Source organism: Kosakonia sp. H7A, assembly GCF_003028445.1.
Classification (GTDB): domain Bacteria; phylum Pseudomonadota; class Gammaproteobacteria; order Enterobacterales; family Enterobacteriaceae; genus Kosakonia; species Kosakonia radicincitans.
In genome coordinates, this window is the sequence record NZ_PYTZ01000001.1 from 1,024,141 (window position 1) to 1,045,932 (window position 21,792).

The window sequence follows — 21,792 nt, forward strand, 5'->3', positions numbered from 1 at the left end:
GTTGACGCAACAGTTATACGGAATCTTTTGGCAGGAGGAATGTGAGGATCCTGCCTGTTTCTTGCCCAATTCTCTGATTATCCGCGAGGCGCATCACCAAAGACTTTGTAATCAGGCAGTTGCACATTTTGATACGGTTCCCAGCCGCCGCCGAGCGCCTTGTACAACGCCACGAGATCAAGGCTACTCTGCACGCGCGCCTGCTCACGCTGCTGGCTGGCCTGCGCCAGCTGACGCTGCGCATCCAGCACGTCGATAAAGCTGGCGATCCCTTTACGGTAGCTGTCGCTGGCAAGGTCAAAAGCGCTTTGCAGGGCGCTGATTGTTTTATCCAGCGCCGCTTCCCGCTGCTGATCGGCGCGATAGCTGACCAGCGCATTTTCCACATCGCCTAATGCGCTCAGTACCGTCTGGCGATAATTGATCACCCCCGCGCCCTGCTGCGCACGTGCCAGCTTAACGCTCGACACCAGCCGACCGCCCTGGAAGATCGGAATCGAAATCTGCGGGCCAAAGCTGTAGAAGTGGCTGCTCCAGTCGGTCAGCCAGTTGGTTTCACTGTTGCGCAGGCCAAACTGACCGCTCAGAGACAAGCTCGGGAATAGCTCAGCAACCGAAACACCAATCTGTGCCGTAGCAGCATGCAGGCTGGCCTCGGCTTCGCGCACATCCGGGCGACGACGCGCCAGCGTCGAAGGAATACCGGTCGGCACAACTTCCGGCAATGCTGGAAGCGGCTGCGCGTTACGCAGTTCGTCATCCAGCGCGCCCGGCGGTTTCCCCAGCAGGATCGCCAGCGCGTTCATCGCCTGGCGCTCCTGCGCCTGGTACTGTGGCAGTTGCGCCTCAAGATTACCGACCTGCGCACGGGCATTTTCCACATCCATCTGCGGCGATAACCCGCCTTTCTGACGATTCTCTGTCAGGATAAAGGTCTGCTGCGCGCTGTCGATTTGCGTATTCAGCGTGGCGATGATGCCCTGCGCGCCGCGCAGCTGCAGCCAGGCGCGCGCCACTTCCGCTTCCAGCGACACCAGCGCGTCATTACGTTGTTCTATTGTCTGCTGTTGCTGCGCGGAGGCGGCTTCTACCTGACGGCGCACTTTACCCCACAGGTCCAGCTCCCACTGCGCATCAAAGCTACCCTGGTAGAGATTCACCGGCTGGGTTAACGCGCCCAGCGCACCGCTGATGGCCGGATCGGCATTATCCAGTTGCCCGTAAACATCATGAGATTTCAGCTCACCTTCAAGGCCAAGCTGCTGACGCGTGGCTTTCAGCGAACCGTTGACCGACGGCAGAAGCGCGCCGCCAGCCTGATTGATTTGCTCGCGCGCCCCGGCAATTCGCAGCACGGTTTGTTGCAGCGACAGGTTACCGGCAATCGCCCGTTCAATCAGGCTGTTGAGTTGCGGTGACTGAAACGTGGTCCACCAGCGCGGGTTAAGCGCCTGCATGGAAACCTGTGACTTCACCGCACGGTCTCCCGGATCGTTCCAGCGCGCAGGCGTTTGCGGTTGTGGCGGCCGGTAATCAGGCCCCACGGCACAGCCTGCCAGCCACAGCGATAACAGGGTTACGGGAAAACGACGCCACCTCATATTAATGTGCTCCTGCGCTGCCTTCGCTTTTGATCGGCGAAAGCAATAGACAAAATGGAATCAATAACAGCGCGACCACGCTCAAAATTGTAAAAACGTCGATGTACGCCAGAAAACGCGACTGGGCGACCATCGCTTTGTACATCTGTCCGTTGGCGCTGGAAAGCGGATCGCCCAACAGACTGGTGAAATTGCGAATCGCCTCGGCAGTCTGGCGCAACGCCAGCTGAAATTGCTCATTAAACGGGGAGGTATGTTCCGACAAATGCGACATATGCGCCTGCGAGCGCTCTGTGATGGCAGCCGTGGAGAGCGAAATGCCGATCGAGCCTGCCACGTTACGGAACATGGTAAACAACGCGGCGGCATCCGCATTGAGTTCGCGCGGCGTGGAGATAAAAGCAATGGTGGTGAGCGGCACAAACAGGAAGCCAAGCCCGATGGATTGCGCGCTGCGAAAAAGCACTAACGTTTCGAAATCGATATCCGGCGTCAGCGTACGCGACCACCAGAATGAGGCTGCGAGGCAGCAAAAGCCGAAGGCGATAATCCAGCGCGTCTGCACTATCGGCATCAGCTTCAGTACCAGCGGAATGGTCATCACAATCAGCACCGCGCCAGGCGACAGCACCAGCCCGGACCAGGTAGCGGTATAGCCGAGATCCTGCTGCGCCAGTTGCGGGATCACCACCGAGCTGCCATACAGAATCATCGCCATGCCCGCCATCAGCAGGCTGGAGACGGTAAAGTTTTTGTCCGCCATGCAGCGCAAATCCACCACCGGTTTTTTGGCGTAGAGCAGCCAGTAGATTGCGCCGACAATCCCCACCGCCGTCAGCACCGCGAAAATGCGGGTGAAATCTGACGCGAACCAGTCTTCATCTTCACCGCGATCGAGCATCACTTGCAGGCAGCCCAACCCCAGCGCAATCAGCCCAATCCCTGGCCAGTCGATAGTCAGTTTTTGCTTCGATTTCCGCTCCCACGGCGGATCTTCCAGTAACTGGTAGATCGCCAGCACGGTGATAATGCCCACCGGAATATTGATGAAGAACACCCAGCGCCAGGAGTAGTTATCGGTGATCCAGCCGCCCAGCGTCGGCCCCATTACCGGCGCGACAATGATGGCAATCGACGACAGGCCAAACGCTTTACCGCGATCCTCCGGCTTAAAGTAATCCAGTAACACCGACTGCTGCGTCGGCTGCAGGCCACCGCCAAAAAAGCCCTGCAAAATACGAAACAGGATGATTTGCCACAGCTCAGTCGCAATGCCGCAAAGAAATGAGCAGACGGTGAACATCACAATGCAGATAAGGAAAAACTGTTTGCGGCCAAACGTCCGGCTGAGAAAGGCCGAAATCGGCAGCACAATACCGTTCGCCACCAGGTAGCTGGTCAGAACCCATGTCGATTCGTCGTAGCTGGCCGACAGCGAACCGGCAACGTGCGGCAGCGCCACGTTAACAATCGTGGTGTCGAGGATCTCCATAAATACCGCGAGCGTAACCACCCATGCCACGGCCCACGGGTTACTGGCGGGTCGCCAGTTTTCGTGGCTGTGATCGGTCATTCCAGCGTTACCTTCGGTTCGACGGAGAGGCCCAGCGGCAATGGCTTATTCGCATCCAGCCCTTTATCAATGACGATTTTCACTGGCACGCGCTGCACGATTTTGACAAAGTTACCGGTGGCATTTTCGGACGGGAAAGCAGCAAATTTCGAACCGCTACCCTGCTGGATACTGTCGATGTGCCCTTCCAGTTGCAGATCCGGCCAAGAATCGACTTTGATGCTCACTTTATTGCCCGGACGCATTCGCTCAAGCTGCGACTCTTTGAAATTGGCCACCACCCAGATTTCCGGCGACACCAGCGAGAACAGTGCCGTGCCGGCCTGCACCAGCGTACCGTTTTGTACGTTACGTTTGGTGACAAAGCCATCGAATGGCGCGCGGACTTCCGTCCACGAGAGATTCAGTTCCGCCGTTTCCAGTTGCGCTTTCGCCTGCGCGACCTGCTGCTGGCGCGCCTCAACGTTGGTCTCCTGCTGACGGATTTGCAGTTGCACCTGCTCCGCTACTTCCAACTGGGCGCGGGCACTGGCAAGTTGCGCCTGCGCGCTACGCAACTGGGCGTTGGCGCTGTCGATATTTTGCTGCGTGGTTGCACGGGGATCGACGCCGCGCTGACGACGGTAAGCGGCTTCGGCATTCGCCAGATCCGCCTGTGCTTTCAGTACCTGCGCCTTCGCTTCATCGAGCTGTGCGGGGTACTGCACTTTTGAGAGTTCGAGTTGCGCCTGCGCCTGGTGCAGTTGCGCCGTTGCCAGCCCTAACTGCGCCTGTGCCTGATCGCGCTGCGCGGTGGCATCGCGGGGATCGATAACCACCAGTAAATCGCCCTTCTTCACCCGCTGGTTATCTTTGACCCGCAACTCGGTAACGTAACCGGCAACTTTCGGCGCAACAGTGACCGCATCGCCATCGGTGAAGGCATCATCGGTACTCTCTTCGTTACGGGTTAAAAACCACCATACCAGCGCGACGATCACCATCACGCCAACCACAATGGCGAGGATAATCAGCGGTTTCTTTCCGGGGCGTTTACGGGTGTCGTCATTATTATTTTCCTGAACATCGTCAGGAGAGGTTGTGTTTTCTGCCATAGTATCGCAACGGTCCTGTCAGGTAACGGCGCCAGGGATGCACCGTTACCTAAAGTTAGGCGGTTGCTATACATTTTCCAGGATAAACTGACAAATCAGCACTATCTGAATAAGAGTAATCCGTATCCGACGGCCGCAGCCCACAGCAACATCGGCAAGGAATAGAGGTGAAAGCGCCACCAGATACGGCGATCGTTCGCCATCCGCAGCGCAATAAGGTTCGCCAGCGAACCGGGCAATAAACCAAAACCGCCAACGTTCACCGCCCAGGCCAGCAAGGTATCCGGTGGAACATAGTTGAGCAGCAAAATGGTGGCGGGCACGTTACTGATAAATTGCGACAAACCAATGGCCGCAAGCCACAGGCCCGAAGGTGAAAGCTGACTGGTGCTGGTCAGCACGCTGTGCAGCGCCGGAAGCTGTATTAGCAGATGCACATCGATAAACATGGCAATAAAGACCAGCAGCAATGTCCAGTCAACGCTCAGCACCACGCGACGCGCCAGCAGCAGAAAACCGACCGCGATCAGCCCCAGCCCCCACAGCTCCTGCTTTAGCTCCAGCGCGGTAATAAAGACGAGGTAAAACGCGAGACAACTCCATACCAGGCGCGGTTGCCAGTCGGCAGTCTGCGCGCCGCTGTGGTAGTTAAGCTTTTTATTGGGAAAACAAAACCAGCACAGCGCCAACAATGTTGCCATCATCACCAACGCCAGCGGCGTCATCTGCCAGATAAACGCAGGGAATGAGAGGCCGGAGCGCCCCCATAATAAGATGTTTTGCGGGTTGCCAATCGGCGTCAACAACGAACCGGCATTGACCGCCAGTGCTTCGAAGATGATTAGCCGGTTGACCGGGATTTCACACAGCTTCTTTAGCGTAATGGTCAGCGGCACCACAATAAACAGCGCCACATCGTTGGTTAAGAAGGTGGAGAGCAGCGCCGCCGCCAGCACCATAAACATCGCCAGGCGGCGTTCATTGTGAAAACGACGCACCATGCGCCGCCCGAGCACATCGAAATAGCCGCTCAGCTCAACGCCCTTGGTCAGCAGCATCAGGCCGCTCAGGGTGATAATGGTGTGCCAGTCAATTGCCCCTGGCCAACGCGCAGGCGCAAACGGAACGAAGAAGCAGAGCACAACGCCAATGATCAACAGCAGATGGAGAAAATGGTCGCGCGCCAGTGCGCGAAACAGCGGTATGTTCATTCGGAAGGCAACCCGTGTTGCAGGGTAAAACGGCGGAAACAGTCGAGGGTTTCCTGGCTGACGTGGTGCTCCATCCCTTCCGCATCGCGGCGGGCAATCTCCGGGCTGACGCCAAGTACCAGCAGAAAACTTTCTACGATTTGATGGCGCTCGCGGCTCTCCTGCGCCAGCTTCTCCCCTTCCGGCGTCAGAAAAACACCGCGCCACGGGATCTGCTCAATCAACCCGACGGTCGCCAGCTTTTTCAGCATTTTTGCCACAGTAGGCTGCGAAACGCCAAGACGCGCCGCCATATCAACCTGGCGGGCTTCGCCCACTTCGCGAATTAAATCGGAAATCAGTTCAACGTAGTCGTCAATCAGCTCACGACGATGCGCTTCGCGCACCTGGCGAAAGCCTTCGACGTGCTCTTCAACATTTACCAGCGTCACTTTTTTTATTGTTGGATTCGCTGCGCGACGGTTCATTGTGCTTCCTCTGACGGTGTGACGCGGTACTGCATCATATAAGAGAAGCGCCATTGTAAACCATCCGTGAACCAGCACAAAAAATTAACGCATTAGCCATAGCTATAAAATATAGCCTGTGCTATATCTGTATGTAATGCGTTCACCCTTCACGGAACGAAAGGTCACGAAAGCGTAAGGAGGTTCCGATGAATGAGTTCAAGAGGTGCATGCTTGTGTTTAGTCACTCTCCCTTTAAAGTCCGTTTAATGCTGCTGAATATGCTGTGCGATATCATCAACGGCAAACCACAGCAAACCCCGGACAAGCCTTCCAAGTAATGCGGCGTCGCGGTACGCCGCTTCATTTTTCTGTCACAATCCCACGTCATACTGAACGTTTCGTCTAAAAATTCGCGTATTTTTGCTGGATTTGCAATCACCCTCTCAAAACAACCGTTTAGCCGGTGTTGACCTTCGTTGCGCCTCGCTCTATCTTTGCGCTGCCCTGCACAAATTGCGGCTCGCAGAAGCGGACCACATCCCCTCTCCACGCACTGTCCGGCAGGTTTTGACCCTTACGCCAGGGTGAGCACATGGCGGTTTCGCGATAGTCATCAATGAGCCTAATTCTGAAAGAATCCGCTGCGTTTCGCAGCCAGACCGTCAATCCGTGGACGGGTTTCTATTTTCTCCAGTCGATGTTGATTAATTTCGCTCTTGGTTACGAATTTAGCGTGTTGTATGCCGTTGTCCTGACCTGCGCCCTGATTGTGCTCTGGCGTCAAGCGCCACGCGCGCAGAAGGTGTTTGTCGGCATAATCTCTCTGGTGGCAGCGTGTTATTTCCCGTTTGGCCAGGCCTACGGCGCGCCGAACTTCAATACGCTGCTCGCTCTGCTGTCGACCAATATGGAAGAGTCCACGGAAATTCTGACTATTTTCCCGTGGTATCACTATGCAATTGGCCTGTTTATCTTCGCTCTGGGCGTCATTTCGATGCGTCGCCGCATCCCGGCCGTGCCGACGCCGTGGCTAAAGTGGGATACCGTAGGCGCCGTGTTTTGCGTGGCATCTTATTTTATCGGCCCGGTACAGAACCACTTCCTGGGATATGACTTCAGGATTATCGATACTGGCGTGCCGGTGCTGCGTTTCGTGCGCGATGTAGCGTTTAACTACTATTTAGTGCGCGTCGAGCAGGAGAATATGGCGCAGTTCGCCAGCATGAAAGACACCTGGACCGTAACGGCGGTAAAACCGAAATATCACATCTATGTGGTGGTGATTGGCGAAAGCGCACGCCGCGATGCGCTAGGCGCGTTTGGCGGCCACTGGAATAACACGCCTTTCGCCAGCCAGGCAAACGGCACTTTCTTTATGGATTACGTATCTGCCAGCGGCTCAACGCAGAAGTCGCTCGGTCTGACGCTGAACCGGGTGGTCGATGATAAACCGCAATACCAGGATAACTTTGTTACGCTGGCGAATCGTGCGGGTTTCCAGACCTGGTGGTTCTCTAATCAGGGGCAGATTGGCGAATACGATACGGCGATTGCCAGCATTGCAAAGCGCGCCGATGAAGTGCAGTTCCTGAAAAATGGCGATTTTGAAGCGAATAAAAACACCCGTGACGAAGAGCTGCTGAAGTTGACCGCTCAGGTCTTTTCAACTCAGCGTACGCAGCCTCAGTTGATCGTTCTGCATCTGATGGGTTCGCACCCGCAAGCCTGCGATCGCACCGGCGGTAAATACAATGAGTTTGTACAATCGAAAGAAACGTCCTGCTACCTCTACTCCATCACGCAGACGGACGATCTGCTTGGCAAGCTCTATTCCCAGTTGGTGAATACCGGCGACAGCTTTTCGATGGTCTATTTTTCCGATCACGGGCTGGCAATTAAAGAGCGCGGTAAAGAGGCGCAGTATCTGGCGCATGCCGACAAATTCCAGCAGGATTTCCAGGTGCCGTTTATGGTGATCTCCAGCGACGATACAAAGCACCGGATCGTCAAGGCTCGCCGTTCAGCCAATGATTTCCTTGGTTTCTTCTCGCAGTGGACCGGGATCGCCGCCGAGCAGATAAAAAATTCTTACCGCTTTATCTCCGAGCAAAAGGCCGGGCCAGTCTACATTACTAACTTTAAGTTACAGAAAGTTGACTACAACCAACTGGGCACAGATCTTTTTGATACCCACAGTAAACACTGATTGGTGAGCGTTTCCGGCAAAAAAAATCCGCCCATTGGGCGGATTTTTTATATCGCCGAAGCGATTAGAAACGGTAACCAACACCGGCAATCCAGGTGCCAACGTCAACGCTACGAATACGGCTCTGCTCGTAAGAGAAGTCCAGAGCAACGTTTTCCATCGGGTTGAACTGCAGACCGGCACCGTAAGAGAAGCCGTAGTCGCTGGTGTCAGAAACTTTAGCGGTATCAACAGTCTGCTGGAATTTACCGTAACCAACACCTACTACACCGTAGATGCTCGCCCAGTCGTTCAGACGGTAAGCCGGACCCGCGGTGATACCGTAGTACTGCGCTTTGTTATAGACGCCGCTTTCGGTACGATCTTTTTCAGTGTAAGTAAAGGAACCGATAACACCCAGCGGGTTGTCATTCTGCTCGTAGCGGTATTTCAGGTTGAAACCGTTAGTTTTGTTAGCAATACCCTGCGCATCGCTCTGAGCGTAGCCGCCGGTAACGGTTGAAGTTGCTGCTACTGCGGAACCTGCAGATACCGCCAGAAGAGCGGCCAGTGCTGAAAGACATGCAATTTTTTTCATAATCCACCTCAAATGTGCTTCAAGTAAATCCTACGTCCTACGTTTTTAAATATATCAAAAATGGTCAGGAAACTCTTTGCAGGAATTGGGGTCTAAAGTGCCATTTGATGTAACAGAAAGTTTCCGCTGTTGAACAACCCTTTCAAAAAACACGTATTTTCCCGCATAACGCGCCATTATGATGCTCAATAAGTGGCACATTCATCCAGACAATTCTTAAATCAACAGGTTAATTAACCATCAGATGATCCTTATTCTACGGATATTCGGGCAGTTTTTTTCAACGAACACTCAACCAGCCGGAGGTATTTTCAAGTAGACTGACGGCTTTACTTCACTTGACATAAATTGACGGGAGAAAGGATGCCAGGGTTGTCTCGTAAGCTACCGGTGTGGCTGCCGGTTTTGGTGTTACTTATCGCCATGATCTCTATTCAGGGCGGTGCATCGCTGGCGAAATCTTTGTTTCCACTGGTCGGTGCACCTGGCGTTACTGCACTGCGTCTGGCGCTCGGCACGATTATCCTGGCCATCGTTTTCAAACCCTGGCGGTTACGTTTCACCCGTGAGCAACGTTTGCCGCTACTGTTCTACGGGCTGTCGCTCGGCGGGATGAACTATATGTTCTACCTCTCCATTCAGACCGTACCACTTGGTATCGCCGTGGCGCTGGAATTCACCGGGCCACTGGCCGTTGCGTTGTTCTCCTCCCGCCGCCCGGTCGATTTTATCTGGGTGATCCTGGCCGTACTTGGGCTATGGTATTTGCTGCCGCTGGGAGAAAACGTCTCGCATGTGAATCTGAGCGGCGCAGCCTTTGCCCTCGGCGCCGGTGCCTGCTGGGCGATTTACATCCTCTGCGGCCAGCGCGCGGGTGAGGAACACGGCCCGGCAACGGTCGCGCTTGGATCGTTAATTGCGGCGATCGTGTTTGTCCCTCTCGGTACGCTCCAGTCTGGTGAACTGCTGTGGCACTGGTCGATTTTGCCGCTTGGTATCGCCGTTGCCGTGTTGTCCACCGCACTGCCCTACTCACTGGAGATGATTGCATTAACCAGGCTTCCCACCCGCACTTTCGGTACTCTGATGAGTATGGAGCCCGCGATGGCAGCGATCTCAGGCATGGTTTTCCTTGGCGAAACGCTCGCTTTGCAGCAGGTGCTGGCGCTGATGGCCATCGTCATCGCCTCGATGGGCTCCACGCTGACGCTGCGGCGGGAAAGTAAAATCCGCAAAGTGGATATTGGTTAAATAATTATTGTTCAGCATGAGATTTGTCTTATGCTGAATATCCTCCAACTGCAGAGACATTATTTCTTACGTTTACGTACATTTCTCTTGAAATAGGATTACCGTCCCCCTTCCATTCACGAAATTATTTAATTTTTCTTATAATTCATCTTGTTAGTTGTCACCACATAAAAAATGAGCATATATTCTGGTTTTGCTATTGAACCGATAGGCACAGCCAAAACAGATAAATGAAATCTGGTGCTATACTTAGTTCCGGTAATTACTTGGGACACAAACATCAAGAGGATATGAGATTATGAGTACCGCTAAACTGGTTAAAACGAAAGCGTCTAATCTGCTTTATACCCGCAACGATGTATCGGATAGCGATAAAAAAGCGACCATTGAGTTGTTGAATCGCCAGGTGATCCAGTTCATTGACCTGTCGCTGATTACCAAACAGGCCCACTGGAATATGCGCGGTGCTAACTTCATTGCCGTACATGAAATGCTGGATCAGTTCCGTACTGCGTTGACCGACCATCTTGATACGATGGCGGAACGTGCTGTACAGCTGGGCGGAGTGGCACTGGGCACCACGCAGGTGATCAACAGCAAAACCCCGCTGAAAAGCTACCCGCTGGACATCCACAGCGTTCAGGATCACCTGAAAGAACTGGCCGATCGTTATGCCATCGTGGCAAATGACGTGCGTAAAGCGATTAGTGAAGCGAAAGACGAAGATACTGCAGATATCTTCACTGCGGCATCCCGCGATCTGGATAAATTCCTGTGGTTCATCGAATCCAATATCGAATAATCCATAAGCTTTATCAATGACCCCTTCGCTTCCCGCGAAGGGGTTTGCACTTTTAAGGTGCAATGTTTTTCCTTTTTCCCTGCCTAAAGTTTCCTCTACGTTATTATCTCATCACAAAATTGTTAATAACCGATTGTTTTACACCCACGTTCTGCGCTAAAAAAGAGCAAAATCCGCCGGGTTATTTTTATGCACCAAAAGTGCGCACCAAAATAGTGCTAAACAGTCTCGTTGCTATGCTTATTGTGCAACCGGTTAAAGCATCGCCTTTACAAAACAATAGGTTGTAAACCTGGCATGATTTTTTCATACTGCGTTCATTCTCGCAGGGGATCGCTCCCCGGATACAAAAGGAAAAACTATGAAGTCTGTACTGAAATTTTCCCTGGCTGCACTCGCTCTCGCCTTTGCTGTTTCCTCTCAGGCTGCTGATAAAAAACTGGTGGTTGCCACCGACACAGCATTCGTTCCTTTCGAGTTTAAACAAGGCGACAAATACGTTGGTTTCGACGTGGATCTGTGGGCAGCTATCGCGAAAGAGCTGAAACTGAATTATGAACTGAAGCCGATGGATTTCAGCGGCATCATCCCAGCGCTGCAAACCAAAAACGTCGACCTGGCGCTGGCAGGCATTACGATTACCGAAGAGCGTAAGAAAGCGATCGAGTTCTCTGACGGCTATTACAAAAGCGGTCTGCTGGTGATGGTGAAAGCCAACAACAACGACGTGAAAAGCGTCAAAGATCTGGATGGCAAAGTGGTGGCGGTGAAGAGCGGTACCGGTTCTGTTGATTACGCGAAAGCAAACATCAAAACCAAAGACCTGCGTCAGTTCCCGAACATCGACAATGCATACATGGAACTGGGCACTGGCCGCGCAGATGCCGTTCTGCATGACACGCCAAACATCCTGTACTTCATTAAAACTGCCGGTAACGGTCAGTTCAAAGCGGTTGGTGAGTCCCTGGAAGCGCAGCAGTACGGTATCGCCTTCCCGAAAGGCAGCGACGACCTGCGTGAAAAAGTGAACGGCGCGCTGAAAACCCTGCGCGAAAACGGCACCTACAACGAAATCTACAAAAAATGGTTCGGTTCTGAGCCTAAATAATTATTAAAAAATAAAGCGTTACTCCTCAGGGGCGATCTTCGCCCCTGATACATTTGTTACAACCACGGTATACAGGAACACATCATGCAGTTTGACTGGAGCGCCATTTGGCCTGCCATTCCGCTTCTGATCGAAGGCGCGAAGATGACGCTGTTGATCTCGGTCCTCGGCCTCATTGGCGGGTTGATCATTGGTCTGGCAGCGGGTTTCGCACGTACTTTCGGCGGCTGGATTTCCAACCATATCGCACTGGTATTTATCGAAGTTATTCGCGGTACGCCTATCGTCGTACAGGTCATGTTTATCTACTTTGCCCTGCCGATGGCGTTTAACGATCTGCGCATCGATCCTTTCTCGGCCGCCGTTGTCACCATTATGATTAACTCTGGCGCCTATATTGCGGAAATCACCCGTGGTGCAGTGCTTTCTATTCATAAAGGCTTCCGGGAAGCGGGCCTCGCGTTAGGTCTGTCGCGTGGTGAAACCATTCGCCATGTGATCCTACCGTTAGCGCTGCGCCGTATGCTGCCGCCGCTGGGCAACCAGTGGATCATCAGCATCAAAGATACTTCGCTGTTTATTGTTATCGGCGTCGCCGAACTGACCCGCCAGGGCCAGGAAATCATTGCCGGCAACTTCCGCGCGCTGGAGATCTGGAGCGCCGTTGCGGTCGTCTATCTGATCATTACCCTGGTGCTGAGCTTCATTCTGCGTCGTCTTGAAAGAAGGATGAAAATCCTGTGATCGAATTTAAAAACGTCTCCAAGCACTTTGGTCAAACCCAGGTGCTGCACAACATTGATCTGAATATCACTGAAGGTGAAGTGGTGGTCATTATCGGGCCGTCCGGCTCTGGTAAATCAACACTGCTGCGTTGCATTAACAAGCTAGAAGAGATCACCAGCGGTGATCTGATTGTTGATGGCCTGAAAGTCAACGATCCGAAAGTGGATGAGCGCCTGATCCGCCAGGAAGCCGGCATGGTTTTCCAGCAGTTCTATCTGTTCCCGCATCTGACGGCGCTGGAAAACGTCATGTTTGGCCCGCTGCGCGTGCGCGGAACCAATAAAGCCGATGCTGAAAAGCTGGCAAGAGATCTGCTGGCGAAGGTCGGGCTGGCTGAACGTGCGCACCACTATCCGTCTGAGCTTTCGGGCGGCCAGCAGCAGCGCGTCGCGATTGCCCGCGCGCTGGCGGTAAAACCGAAGATGATGCTGTTCGATGAGCCAACTTCCGCGCTCGATCCGGAACTGCGCCACGAAGTACTAAAAGTGATGCAGGATCTGGCTGAAGAAGGCATGACCATGGTGATCGTTACCCATGAAATCGGCTTCGCCGAGAAAGTGGCGTCGCGCCTGATTTTCATCGACAAAGGGCGCATTGCCGAAGACGGCAATCCGCAACAGTTGATCGAAAATCCACCCAGCCCGCGCTTACAGGAATTTTTACAACACGTTTCCTGATGCGCTTGTGCCCCTCCGCCTGGAGGGGCGTTTCCCCCGGATTGTTCTCATTTCCTGCCCTGCTCCGCCCGGCATCTATACTTATCATTTTGCTGGACTTTCTCACCGGAGGAGCATATGCCGTGGATATTGCTATTCATCACTCTGCTGTGCGCGCCGCTTCAGGCCGCGACGATACCCGGCATCACAGCACCCGCAGCCAGTAGCGCGTCATCTACCCAAAACAGTGAACCCAGCGTCGAACAAAAAAAAGCAGCCTATGCGGCGCTGGCAGACGTGCTGGAAAACGATGATTCACGCAAAGAATTGATTGATCAACTGCGGAAAGTCGCCACCACACCGCCGCAGGAGCCGGTTCCGGAGATCACGCCGCCGGAAGTCAAAGAACAGAAAACGGTGCTGGAAAATGTCACCGAAGTCAGCGGCTACTACGGCGAAGCGCTGGCCTCTCGCTTCGCCCAACTCTACCGCAATATCACCGGCTCGCCGCATAAGGCCTTTAACCCGCAAACCTTCACTAATGCCGCCAGCCACTTTTCATTACTCGCGGTACTGGTTTTTGCTTTCTGGATACTGGTGCGTCAGTGTGTTATGCCGCTCTACCGCCGGATGGGCAACTGGGGAAGGCGCAAAAACCGCGAACGGCGGAACTGGTTGCAGTTGCCCGCCATGATAATTGGCGCCTTTATTATCGACCTGCTGTTACTGGTGCTGACGCTGTTTATCGGCCAGTTGCTCAGCGCCAGGCTGAATGCGGGCAATAGCACCATCGCTTTCCAGCAAAGCCTGTTCCTTAATGCGTTTGCGCTGATTGAGTTTTTCAAAGCCATTCTGCGGCTGATTTTCTGCCCGCGCATTCCGGAACTGCGTCCGTTTCGTATTGCTGACGGCACCGCTCGCTACTGGCATCTGCGCCTGAGTGCATTGAGCAGCCTGATTGGTTATGGCCTGCTGGTGGCGGTGCCGATTATCTCCAATCAGGTGAATGTGCAGGTCGGCGCACTCGCTAACGTGGTGATTATGCTGTGTATTACCGTCTGGGCGCTCTATCTTATCTTCCACAATAAGCGCGAGATCCAGCACAACCTGATTAAGCTTGCCGACCACTCACTGGCATTCTTTAGCTTATTTATCCGCGCTTTTGCGCTGATCTGGCACTGGCTCGCCAGCGCCTACTTTGTCGTGCTGTTCTTTTTCTCGCTGTTTGACCCGGGCAATAGCCTGAAATTTATGATGAGCGCGTCGGTTAACAGCCTTGCCATTCTGAGTATTGCGGCCTTCCTCTCCGGCGTGCTGTCGCGCTGGCTAAATAAAACCATCACCCTCTCGCCGCAGGTGCAGCGCAACTATCCGGAACTGCAAAAGCGGCTGAACGGTTGGCTGTCGGCGGCACTGAAAACGGCGCGCATTCTGGTCGTGTGCGCCACCATCATGCTGTTGCTGAATGCCTGGCGACTGTTTGATTTCTGGCACTGGCTCAATTATGGCGCGGGGGAGAAAACCGTCGATATTCTGATCCGCATTGCGCTGATCCTCTTCTTCTCGGCGGTGGGCTGGACGTTGCTGGCGAGCCTGATTGAGAACCGCCTGGCATCGGATATCCACGGCCGCCCACTGCCAAGCGCACGCACGCGCACGTTACTGACACTGTTCCGCAATGCGCTGGCGGTGGTGATCAGCACCATCACGGTGATGATTGTGCTCTCAGAAATTGGCGTCAATATCGCACCGTTGCTCGCCGGTGCCGGTGCGTTAGGGCTGGCGATCTCATTCGGTTCGCAAACGCTGGTCAAAGACATTATTACCGGGATTTTTATTCAGTTCGAAAATGGGATGAACACCGGCGATCTGGTGACTATCGGGCAGCTAACCGGCACCGTCGAGCGAATGTCGATTCGTTCCGTCGGCGTGCGCCAGGATACGGGGGCGTACCATATTATTCCCTGGTCATCGATAACCACCTTCGCCAACTTTGTCCGCGGTATTGGTTCGGTAGTGGCAAATTATGATGTCGATCGCCATGAAGAGACCGATAAAGCCAATCAGGCGCTGAAGGATGCGGTGGCCGAACTGATGGAACAGGAAGATATTCGCGGGCTGGTGATCGGCGAGCCGTCATTCGCCGGGCTGGTCGGGCTAACCAATACCGCCTTTACGCTACGTGTTACCTTTACCACGCTGCCGCTGAAGCAGTGGACGGTCAGGTTCGCCCTCGACACCATGGTGAAAAAACATTTCGATCGCGCGGGCATTCGCCCACCGGTGCAGACGTATCAAGTGCTGCCTGCACCGCAAAACTCACCGCAACCGGCCTCACCGGCGAGCCCGCCGCCGCCAGCAGAGCCTACCCTTTAAAGCGGCTCTGCGCCCAGCGTTTACGCTGGGTCTCATCGAGGAAAGTCCAGGCGATAAAGCGGCTCTGCTTTTGACCCTGGGCCATCTCTTTTTTCATTACCTTCACCGCACCTGCCTGCGTCAGTGCGCGATACAGCTCGGGCAGGTTATCGCCACGCGAGACCAGCGAGGTGAACCACAGCACCTGGCGGGCGAACTGCTGGCTCTCCGCAATCATCTTGCAAATAAAAGCGACTTCGCCGCCTTCGCACCATAACTCCTGCTGCTGACCGCCAAAGTTGGCGGCATCGCTGGCAGATTGCCCCAGATTACGGCGTTTACGCTCGCTGCCCGCCCGCGCACTCTGCGCCGAGTCATGAAACGGCGGATTACAGAGCGTGGCATCGTACTGCTCATTTTTATGGATAACGCCAGCAAGAATTGCTGACGGATCTTTTTGCCGACGCAGACGAACCGCGCGGCTCAGCCCCGGATTAGCGCTAATAATCGCCTGCGCGCTGGTCAGCGCCGCATCGTTAATTTCGCTGCCGGTAAAACGCCAGCCATATTCATGGTGACCAATCAGCGGATAGATGCAGTTCGCCCCGGTTCCAACATCCAGCACGCTGGCCTGCGCAGGGATCTGCCCTTCGTTGCTCTCTGCCAGCACATCAGCCAGATGGTGGAGATAATCGGCGCGTCCTGGCACCGGCGGGGTGAGAAAACCCTCGGGGATATCCCACTCACGCACACCATAGAAGTGCGCCAGTAGCGCTTTGTTTAAAGCCTTCACCGCCTGCGGTTCAGCGAAATCAATGGTCGACTCGCCTTTTGGGTTAGCGGTGATAAAGTCGCGCAATGACGGATTCGCGACGCACAATGCGTCAAGGTCGTAGCGGCTGTGGTGGCGGTTACGCGGGTGCAAACCCGGCTTCTGGGCATTCATGGCATTCTCCTGTTAGCAGCGGCGTAAGATACCCGTTGACGTTGACCGGGTAAATAAGTGAGGCTGAAGAAACTTGTCTGACAACCAGGAAACGCTATGTATTTTTATGAACCGGCGAAAGGCCACGGCCTGCCGCACGATCCGCTGAATGCGATTATTGGTCCGCGTCCTATCGGCTGGATTGCCTCGCTGGATGGCAAAGGCCAGCGAAATCTTGCGCCGTACAGTTTCTTTAACTGTTTCAATTATCGCCCGCCGATTATTGGCTTCGCCAGCAGCGGCTGGAAAGATAGCGTACGCAATATTACTGAAACCAAAGAGTTTGTCTGGAACCTGACGACCCGCGATTTAGCAGTGCGGATGAATGAAACCTCCGCGTCGCTGCCCCATGGCGAAGATGAGTTTACCCGTGCAGGCCTGACGCCCGTTGCCGGTCGTATCGTCAGCGCGCCGCGTGTGGCGGAAAGCCCGGTCAACTTCGAATGTCGCCTCTCCCAGTGTATTCAACTGACCACCGCCGATGGCAGTGCCATCGATAGCTGGCTGGTGCTGGGCGAAGTGGTCGCGGTACACATTGATGAATCGCTGCTGGAAAACGGCATTTATCAGACCGCAAAAGCACAGCCCGTGCTGCGCGCGGGCGGCCCGTCGGCCTATTACGGGATCAGTGAAGCGCAGCGCTTTGATTTGATCCGCCCGGATAACCGCTAACCCCGTTTACCTGTCCCAGCCAGGAGCCCTGTGCTATCGGGCGTTTGCTATAATTACGCTATTGCAACTAAGGAGGCGATCATGGCTTCAGGCTGGGCAAATGACGGTGCGGTACAGCAGCAGATCGACAGTACGATTGAAGATGCCGTGGCGCGCGCCCGTCGTGATTTACCCCACGGTGAAAGCTTGCTGACCTGCGAAGAGTGTGGCGAACCGATCCCGGAAGCGCGTCGTAAAGCGATTCCAGGGGTGCGCTTATGCGTTACCTGCCAGCAGGAGAAAGATTTACATAACTCTACATTCTCAGGATATAATCGCAGAGGTTCAAAGGATAGCCAGTTACGTTGACCTTTCCTGACGTTTTCAACCAGCGCAAGCGGTTGCCTTTACATCCACAAAATCCCGCAGTGAAAGTAGCAAAATGTGCCGCAAAATTGTCCGCTGCGCTGACCTGGTGACGAATGTCCTTTTTTCTTACACAAAAGCCTTTAAAATCAAACAGCTAGATCTTATTCAATTTTTTAGAATAAGGTCGTCAATTCTCTTCGATTTTATCTCTTGTGAAAAACCGTGATACTTATCACATCGACGGAACATCGTCCCCAACACAGAATAACCTGCGAGAAATTGACTATGAAAACCATCAAATATGCTGTTGCTGCTATCGCGCTTTCTACCCTCTCTTTCGGTGCCTTTGCTGCCCAGTCTGTGACTGCCGCACAGGCCGAAAGCCTGGACAAAATCGGTGTTGTTTCTGCTCACGGCGCAACCACGCTGGACGGTCTGGAAGCCAAATTGGCTGCCAAAGCGCAGGCTGCTGGTGCCAGCGGCTACAGCATCATCTCTGCTGCCGGCAATAACAAACTGAGCGGCACTGCGGTTATCTACAAATAACCCAACCGAAGTTGTACCCCCCGGCAAATTAACCCTCTGCCGGGATGCTCCACCCTCATTGACCCTGTTGTTACCCTGTTTTTGCCCGTCCTGGATTGTGACGGGCTTTTTTTTGCTTAAAAACTCTGTGCTACCCGCGCCAGCCCTTCTTCCAGCGTCGCGCTTTCTCCGGTTGCCACCAGGCAACAGGCCATCTGAATTTTTAGTGACTCCGGTATTGCTTCGCGCCCGGCAAGGCAGTGTTCGATCCAGCGAGCCGTGCTCTCTGCATCTTTTGCCACGCCTTCCAATGCAACCTGCTCGGCGGCATCGTTGCGCGCAAAGAGGATCCGCTCGCCCGCAGCGTCAATCAGGTTGATCTGCGGACAGCGCTGCGGGTTCGCATACACTTCCCCTTCCGTCCCCGCCATCAGCAGCGCACGGCCACCGATGTCGGCGAAAAATTTCCCCACCCGCGTAAGGTATTCGGGATGAGAAACGCTGGATAAACGCAGTGCCGCGTCGGTTTTAAACGGCGTTACCAGCTTCGCCAGCGTGTGCGCACTGTTGCGCACGCCCATGCGCCAGCGCATCGCTAGCTGTTTTTCCAGTGGCGGACAGAGCGCGTGTACCGGCATAAAGACCGGATGATGGCCTTCCAGCTTCGCCTGCGCCTGCCCGGCGTGCAGCGTCGGCTCAATGCCCAGCAGGGTGAAAATACTTTCGCTAATCACGCGCGTGGGATCGGCGCTGACGCCGTGCACCAGCACCGGGAAACCCAGCTTATTCAACAGAATAGCCAACAATGGCGTGAGATTAGGCTGTTTGCGCGCGCCGTTATAGCTGGGAATAACAATCGGCATCGGTTTGGCCACCGGCGGCGTCAGCGCCAGCGTGTGCTGCTGCATCGCCTCGTAGAAGCCGCGCATTTCCGCCTCGCCTTCGCCTTTAATGCGCAGCGCAATCAGAATGCCGCCCATCTCCAGATCCGGCACATCGCCGTTCAGCATCTGCGCATAGAGACCACGCGCGGTGTCAATATCCAGATCCCGGGCATGATTCTTTCCGCGACCAATCTCTTTGATAACTTTACGGTAATCCATGACAGTTCCTCGCATGCTCACATCGTTAACGGCGCTTGCGGCGCTTTTGTTCTGGTTTTTTCACCGGTTTCTTCACTATAACGTCCGGCATTGCCGGTTGGGAAATAGGAAACACCGGCAGCGCATCAAGCAGACGTTTTCCATAGCTTTTGGTCAACAGGCGCTTATCGTAAATCACCACTTCGCCGCGACAACCGTGGCTACGGATAAGCCTGCCGACCTGCTGGATAAGATTAAACGAGGCGCTGGGCAAACTCTGTACTTCAAACGGATAACGGTTGAGGCTCTTCAGCCATTCACCTTCGGTGATCACCACCGGGCTATCAATCGGCGGAAAGGCGATTTTATGAATATGCACCTGTGTCAGGTAATCGCCTTTCAGATCAAGCCCTTCGGCGAAGGATTGCAGGCCAACCAGCACGCTGCGCTCGCCCGCGTCGATCCGTTTACGGTGCAGTTCCACCAGCCGGTAGCGCGGCTGATCGCCCTGCACCAATAGCAGCAGGCGTAAATCCGCCACGTAACTTAAAAACAGTTGCATCGCGCGCTGGCTGGCGAACAGCACCAGCATCCCCGGATGGGCTTTACTTTCCACCTGCTCACGAAACCAGGTCGCCATTTCGGCGATATGCTGCTCTTCATTTTCAATCAGCGGTTCGTAGCGCATTTGCGGGATAACAATCTTCCCCTGCTCAACGTGATTGAAAGGCGAATCCAGCGAGACAAATCGGTCGCCCGCTTTCTCTTTCAGGCCGCTCATCTCTTGCAGGCGATTAAAACTGTTCAACGACCTCAGCGTGGCGGAGGTGATAACAATATGCGGTACGCTGCGCCACAGCAGCTTCTCCAGCTGATCGCTGACGCGAATGCCTACGCAGTGAAACAGCAGATGTAGCTGCCCCTCCCGCACTTCGCGCGTCGCCCATTTCGATACCGGCGCACCGGAAGCCTGCACCATTGAGGCCAGCCGCCAGAGTTTGCTCTGGCTTTCAAACATGCCAAGCGCACGGTTCATTTGCAGGATCACCCGGTGCAAACGCACAATGTCGTGGCTACCGGTCTTTTCGCTTAAATCGTTGAGGAACAGCTCCGCCAGCCCGCGCAGCATTTCTGTTAGCTTCGCCAGCCGCTGACAAATCGCCATCACCTCATCCGGCAGCTCGCCCATAGCAAAGCGGTGTTCGGCTTCCTGACCAGCAGGAAGATAGAGGTTGAGCATGTTATTCAATGATGAAATCAGCCCGAACAGCTCTTCGCAGTGGGCGTTGAGCCGCTCCGGCGTCGCCAGCGGCGGCAGAGTTTTCGGCCGGAACTGCTCCAGGCATGTCGCCACCAGCCGGGTAAATAAGTCGAGCTGTAGCTGATACCAGGACGCTGTTATTTCGGCGCTCATCTCCAGCGCATCGCGCGCCACATCCGGCAGATGGTGGCCTTCATCCAGCACCAGCAGCAGGTTTTTCGGCTCCGGCAAGACGGCTTCGCTCTCCAGCGCCGCCATCACCAGCGCGTGGTTCGCCACCACCACTTCCGCTTCCTGAATTTCACGCCGCGCGACAAAGAACGGACATTCCCGGTAATAGTGGCAGTTGCGGTTCAGGCAACTGGCTTTATCGGTACTGAGGCGACGCCATAAATCATCACTGATGGCTTTATCGGTGTGATCGCGCAGACCGTCCCATTTGTAGCTGTCGAGATCGGCTTTCAGCGTCGCGCACTGCTTCTGTTCCTCTTTGCTGCCCGGCGTCAGCTCATCATCAAGGAACGCCAGCAGATCCTGCTGGTCCGGCTCGCTGCTGGCCAGCGCGGCCAGATTGCGCGGGCAGACATAGCGCCCACGGCCAAACGCTGCGGTAAAACGTAAATCGGGGATAATTTTGCGCAGCAGCGGCAGATCTTTACTGTAGATCTGATCCTGCAACGCCACGTTGGCGGTACTGACCACCAGCGTTTTTTGCTCTTCGCGGGCAATAGCAATACCCGGAATTAAATAAGAGAGCGTTTTCCCGACGCCGGTCGGCGCTTCGATCGCCAGATGCCTGCCCTCTTCACCCGCCAGCGTTTTCGCGACATCAGCAATCATCTGCCGCTGCGGCGCACGGGGAATAAAGTCCGGGATCTGTTGTTGCAACGCCTTATACCAGGCGGCGATCTGCGCTTTTAGCGCGGCAGTAAGAGCCATGAAGAGACCTGAAATACTGTATAAACAGCCACTATTGTGGCATTTTTAGCGCCCGCTGGGTAACCCTTTTTGCCATTCTGGAAGCAGCCACGAAAACCCATTTTCCGCCTCTGCAATACAGGATATTTTTCGCCGGGCGGATCACAAATTAGCAGATCTATTCATAAGTACTCTATATAGCGCGTTGATCATTTAACAGGGCAATGCTAGTTTTTACCTGCATTACGCTTGTTACCGAATATCGGGCAAAACCTAAATGCAGAGAACAAGGACAGATGATGTCCGTTGCTGTATTTATGTTTTGCCCGTTT

At 54.4% G+C, this 21,792-nt stretch carries 20 protein-coding genes; 11 read left to right on the plus strand and 9 right to left on the minus strand.

The window, feature by feature from the left end:
• Positions 1-77: 77 nt before the first annotated feature.
• The 5 genes from CWM66_RS04690 to mntR all read right to left on the minus strand — a co-directional run bounded on the left by CWM66_RS04690 (position 78) and on the right by mntR (position 5,946).
• A complete protein-coding gene (locus CWM66_RS04690; RefSeq protein WP_007374009.1) occupies positions 78-1,601 on the minus strand; it encodes an efflux transporter outer membrane subunit in 1,524 nt (507 codons plus the stop codon).
• Between the two features lies 1 nt (position 1,602).
• A complete protein-coding gene (locus tag CWM66_RS04695) occupies positions 1,603-3,174 on the minus strand; it encodes a DHA2 family efflux MFS transporter permease subunit (RefSeq protein ID WP_007374008.1) in 1,572 nt (523 codons plus the stop codon).
• The gene (locus tag CWM66_RS04700; RefSeq protein ID WP_090397212.1) at positions 3,171-4,268 is read right to left on the minus strand and encodes an HlyD family secretion protein; all 1,098 of its coding nucleotides are present in this window, start codon (positions 4,266-4,268) and stop codon (positions 3,171-3,173) included. The genes CWM66_RS04695 and CWM66_RS04700 overlap by 4 nt, the downstream gene beginning before the upstream one ends.
• Before the next feature lie 101 nt (positions 4,269-4,369).
• A complete protein-coding gene (locus CWM66_RS04705; RefSeq protein WP_035885918.1) occupies positions 4,370-5,479 on the minus strand; it encodes an anion transporter in 1,110 nt (369 codons plus the stop codon).
• Entirely contained in the window at positions 5,476-5,946 is a 471-nt protein-coding gene (gene mntR, locus CWM66_RS04710) for a manganese-binding transcriptional regulator MntR (RefSeq protein WP_007374005.1), read from the minus strand. Before mntR ends, CWM66_RS04705 begins: the two co-directional genes overlap by 4 nt.
• Before the next feature lie 188 nt (positions 5,947-6,134).
• Between mntR and mntS the strand changes: the two genes are divergently transcribed.
• Positions 6,135-6,266 carry a manganase accumulation protein MntS gene (gene mntS, locus CWM66_RS04715; RefSeq protein WP_079518196.1) on the plus strand — a complete coding sequence of 44 codons (132 nt, stop codon included), beginning with the start codon at positions 6,135-6,137 and terminating at the stop codon, positions 6,264-6,266.
• A gap of 278 nt (positions 6,267-6,544) precedes the next feature.
• The gene (locus CWM66_RS04720; protein ID WP_107146287.1) at positions 6,545-8,134 is read left to right on the plus strand and encodes a phosphoethanolamine transferase; all 1,590 of its coding nucleotides are present in this window, start codon (positions 6,545-6,547) and stop codon (positions 8,132-8,134) included.
• Between the two features lie 64 nt (positions 8,135-8,198).
• Here CWM66_RS04720 and ompX read toward each other — a convergent pair whose 3' ends face one another.
• Positions 8,199-8,711 carry an outer membrane protein OmpX gene (gene ompX / locus CWM66_RS04725; protein WP_007374002.1) on the minus strand — a complete coding sequence of 171 codons (513 nt, stop codon included), beginning with the start codon at positions 8,709-8,711 and terminating at the stop codon, positions 8,199-8,201.
• A 363-nt stretch (positions 8,712-9,074) separates the two neighbouring features.
• Between ompX and rhtA the strand changes: the two genes are divergently transcribed.
• The 6 genes from rhtA (at position 9,075) to ybiO (ending at position 15,690) form a co-directional block, all read left to right on the plus strand.
• Positions 9,075-9,962 (plus strand): threonine/homoserine exporter RhtA, encoded by an 888-nt coding sequence (gene rhtA, locus CWM66_RS04730; protein WP_007374001.1) that lies wholly within the window; start codon positions 9,075-9,077, stop codon positions 9,960-9,962.
• A 298-nt stretch (positions 9,963-10,260) separates the two neighbouring features.
• Positions 10,261-10,764 carry a DNA starvation/stationary phase protection protein Dps gene (gene dps / locus CWM66_RS04735; RefSeq protein ID WP_007374000.1) on the plus strand — a complete coding sequence of 168 codons (504 nt, stop codon included), beginning with the start codon at positions 10,261-10,263 and terminating at the stop codon, positions 10,762-10,764.
• A gap of 361 nt (positions 10,765-11,125) precedes the next feature.
• Positions 11,126-11,872 (plus strand): glutamine ABC transporter substrate-binding protein GlnH, encoded by a 747-nt coding sequence (gene glnH / locus CWM66_RS04745; RefSeq protein WP_007373998.1) that lies wholly within the window; start codon positions 11,126-11,128, stop codon positions 11,870-11,872.
• An 84-nt stretch (positions 11,873-11,956) separates the two neighbouring features.
• Entirely contained in the window at positions 11,957-12,616 is a 660-nt protein-coding gene (gene glnP / locus CWM66_RS04750) for a glutamine ABC transporter permease GlnP (RefSeq protein ID WP_007373997.1), read from the plus strand.
• A complete protein-coding gene (glnQ, locus tag CWM66_RS04755; RefSeq protein ID WP_007373996.1) occupies positions 12,613-13,335 on the plus strand; it encodes a glutamine ABC transporter ATP-binding protein GlnQ in 723 nt (240 codons plus the stop codon). Before glnP ends, glnQ begins: the two co-directional genes overlap by 4 nt.
• Before the next feature lie 117 nt (positions 13,336-13,452).
• Positions 13,453-15,690, plus strand: a complete 2,238-nt coding sequence (ybiO, locus tag CWM66_RS04760) for a mechanosensitive channel protein (RefSeq protein ID WP_107146288.1) — start codon at positions 13,453-13,455, stop codon at positions 15,688-15,690.
• On the opposite strand, the gene rlmF is transcribed toward ybiO, so the two are convergent.
• Positions 15,680-16,615 (minus strand): 23S rRNA (adenine(1618)-N(6))-methyltransferase RlmF, encoded by a 936-nt coding sequence (rlmF, locus tag CWM66_RS04765; RefSeq protein WP_035885922.1) that lies wholly within the window; start codon positions 16,613-16,615, stop codon positions 15,680-15,682. The two genes, ybiO and rlmF, sit on opposite strands and share 11 nt — an antisense overlap.
• 96 nt (positions 16,616-16,711) lie before the next feature.
• On the opposite strand from rlmF, the gene CWM66_RS04770 reads away from it, so the two are divergent.
• The 3 genes from CWM66_RS04770 (at position 16,712) to ybiJ (ending at position 18,220) form a co-directional block, all read left to right on the plus strand.
• On the plus strand, positions 16,712-17,326 hold the full coding sequence (locus CWM66_RS04770) for a flavin reductase family protein (RefSeq protein ID WP_007373993.1): 615 nt from the start codon (positions 16,712-16,714) through the stop codon (positions 17,324-17,326).
• A gap of 81 nt (positions 17,327-17,407) precedes the next feature.
• Positions 17,408-17,674: a DksA/TraR family C4-type zinc finger protein gene (locus CWM66_RS04775; protein WP_007373992.1), complete on the plus strand. Its 267-nt coding sequence runs from the start codon at positions 17,408-17,410 to the stop codon at positions 17,672-17,674.
• A 285-nt stretch (positions 17,675-17,959) separates the two neighbouring features.
• Positions 17,960-18,220, plus strand: a complete 261-nt coding sequence (gene ybiJ / locus CWM66_RS04780) for a DUF1471 family protein YbiJ (RefSeq protein ID WP_007373990.1) — start codon at positions 17,960-17,962, stop codon at positions 18,218-18,220.
• 116 nt (positions 18,221-18,336) lie between these two features.
• Here ybiJ and ybiB read toward each other — a convergent pair whose 3' ends face one another.
• Entirely contained in the window at positions 18,337-19,302 is a 966-nt protein-coding gene (gene ybiB / locus CWM66_RS04785; protein WP_035885923.1) for a DNA-binding protein YbiB, read from the minus strand.
• A 25-nt stretch (positions 19,303-19,327) separates the two neighbouring features.
• The gene (dinG, locus tag CWM66_RS04790) at positions 19,328-21,481 is read right to left on the minus strand and encodes an ATP-dependent DNA helicase DinG (protein ID WP_035885924.1); all 2,154 of its coding nucleotides are present in this window, start codon (positions 21,479-21,481) and stop codon (positions 19,328-19,330) included.
• Between the last annotated feature and the right edge of the window lie 311 nt (positions 21,482-21,792).

Bases quoted from the DNA above. Each gene is read 5' to 3' on its own strand.
- CWM66_RS04690 (WP_007374009.1), bottom strand. From the start codon at position 1,601: ATGAGGTGGCGTCGTTTTCCCGTAACCCTGTTATCGCTGTGGCTGGCA.
- CWM66_RS04695 (WP_007374008.1), bottom strand. From the start codon at position 3,174: ATGACCGATCACAGCCACGAAAACTGGCGACCCGCCAGTAACCCGTGG.
- CWM66_RS04700 (WP_090397212.1), bottom strand. From the start codon at position 4,268: ATGGCAGAAAACACAACCTCTCCTGACGATGTTCAGGAAAATAATAAT.
- CWM66_RS04705 (WP_035885918.1), bottom strand. From the start codon at position 5,479: ATGAACATACCGCTGTTTCGCGCACTGGCGCGCGACCATTTTCTCCAT.
- mntR (WP_007374005.1), bottom strand. From the start codon at position 5,946: ATGAACCGTCGCGCAGCGAATCCAACAATAAAAAAAGTGACGCTGGTA.
- mntS (WP_079518196.1), top strand. From the start codon at position 6,135: ATGAATGAGTTCAAGAGGTGCATGCTTGTGTTTAGTCACTCTCCCTTT.
- CWM66_RS04720 (WP_107146287.1), top strand. From the start codon at position 6,545: ATGAGCCTAATTCTGAAAGAATCCGCTGCGTTTCGCAGCCAGACCGTC.
- ompX (WP_007374002.1), bottom strand. From the start codon at position 8,711: ATGAAAAAAATTGCATGTCTTTCAGCACTGGCCGCTCTTCTGGCGGTA.
- rhtA (WP_007374001.1), top strand. From the start codon at position 9,075: ATGCCAGGGTTGTCTCGTAAGCTACCGGTGTGGCTGCCGGTTTTGGTG.
- dps (WP_007374000.1), top strand. From the start codon at position 10,261: ATGAGTACCGCTAAACTGGTTAAAACGAAAGCGTCTAATCTGCTTTAT.
- glnH (WP_007373998.1), top strand. From the start codon at position 11,126: ATGAAGTCTGTACTGAAATTTTCCCTGGCTGCACTCGCTCTCGCCTTT.
- glnP (WP_007373997.1), top strand. From the start codon at position 11,957: ATGCAGTTTGACTGGAGCGCCATTTGGCCTGCCATTCCGCTTCTGATC.
- ybiO (WP_107146288.1), top strand. From the start codon at position 13,453: ATGCCGTGGATATTGCTATTCATCACTCTGCTGTGCGCGCCGCTTCAG.
- rlmF (WP_035885922.1), bottom strand. From the start codon at position 16,615: ATGAATGCCCAGAAGCCGGGTTTGCACCCGCGTAACCGCCACCACAGC.
- CWM66_RS04770 (WP_007373993.1), top strand. From the start codon at position 16,712: ATGTATTTTTATGAACCGGCGAAAGGCCACGGCCTGCCGCACGATCCG.
- CWM66_RS04775 (WP_007373992.1), top strand. From the start codon at position 17,408: ATGGCTTCAGGCTGGGCAAATGACGGTGCGGTACAGCAGCAGATCGAC.
- ybiJ (WP_007373990.1), top strand. From the start codon at position 17,960: ATGAAAACCATCAAATATGCTGTTGCTGCTATCGCGCTTTCTACCCTC.
- ybiB (WP_035885923.1), bottom strand. From the start codon at position 19,302: ATGGATTACCGTAAAGTTATCAAAGAGATTGGTCGCGGAAAGAATCAT.
- dinG (WP_035885924.1), bottom strand. From the start codon at position 21,481: ATGGCTCTTACTGCCGCGCTAAAAGCGCAGATCGCCGCCTGGTATAAG.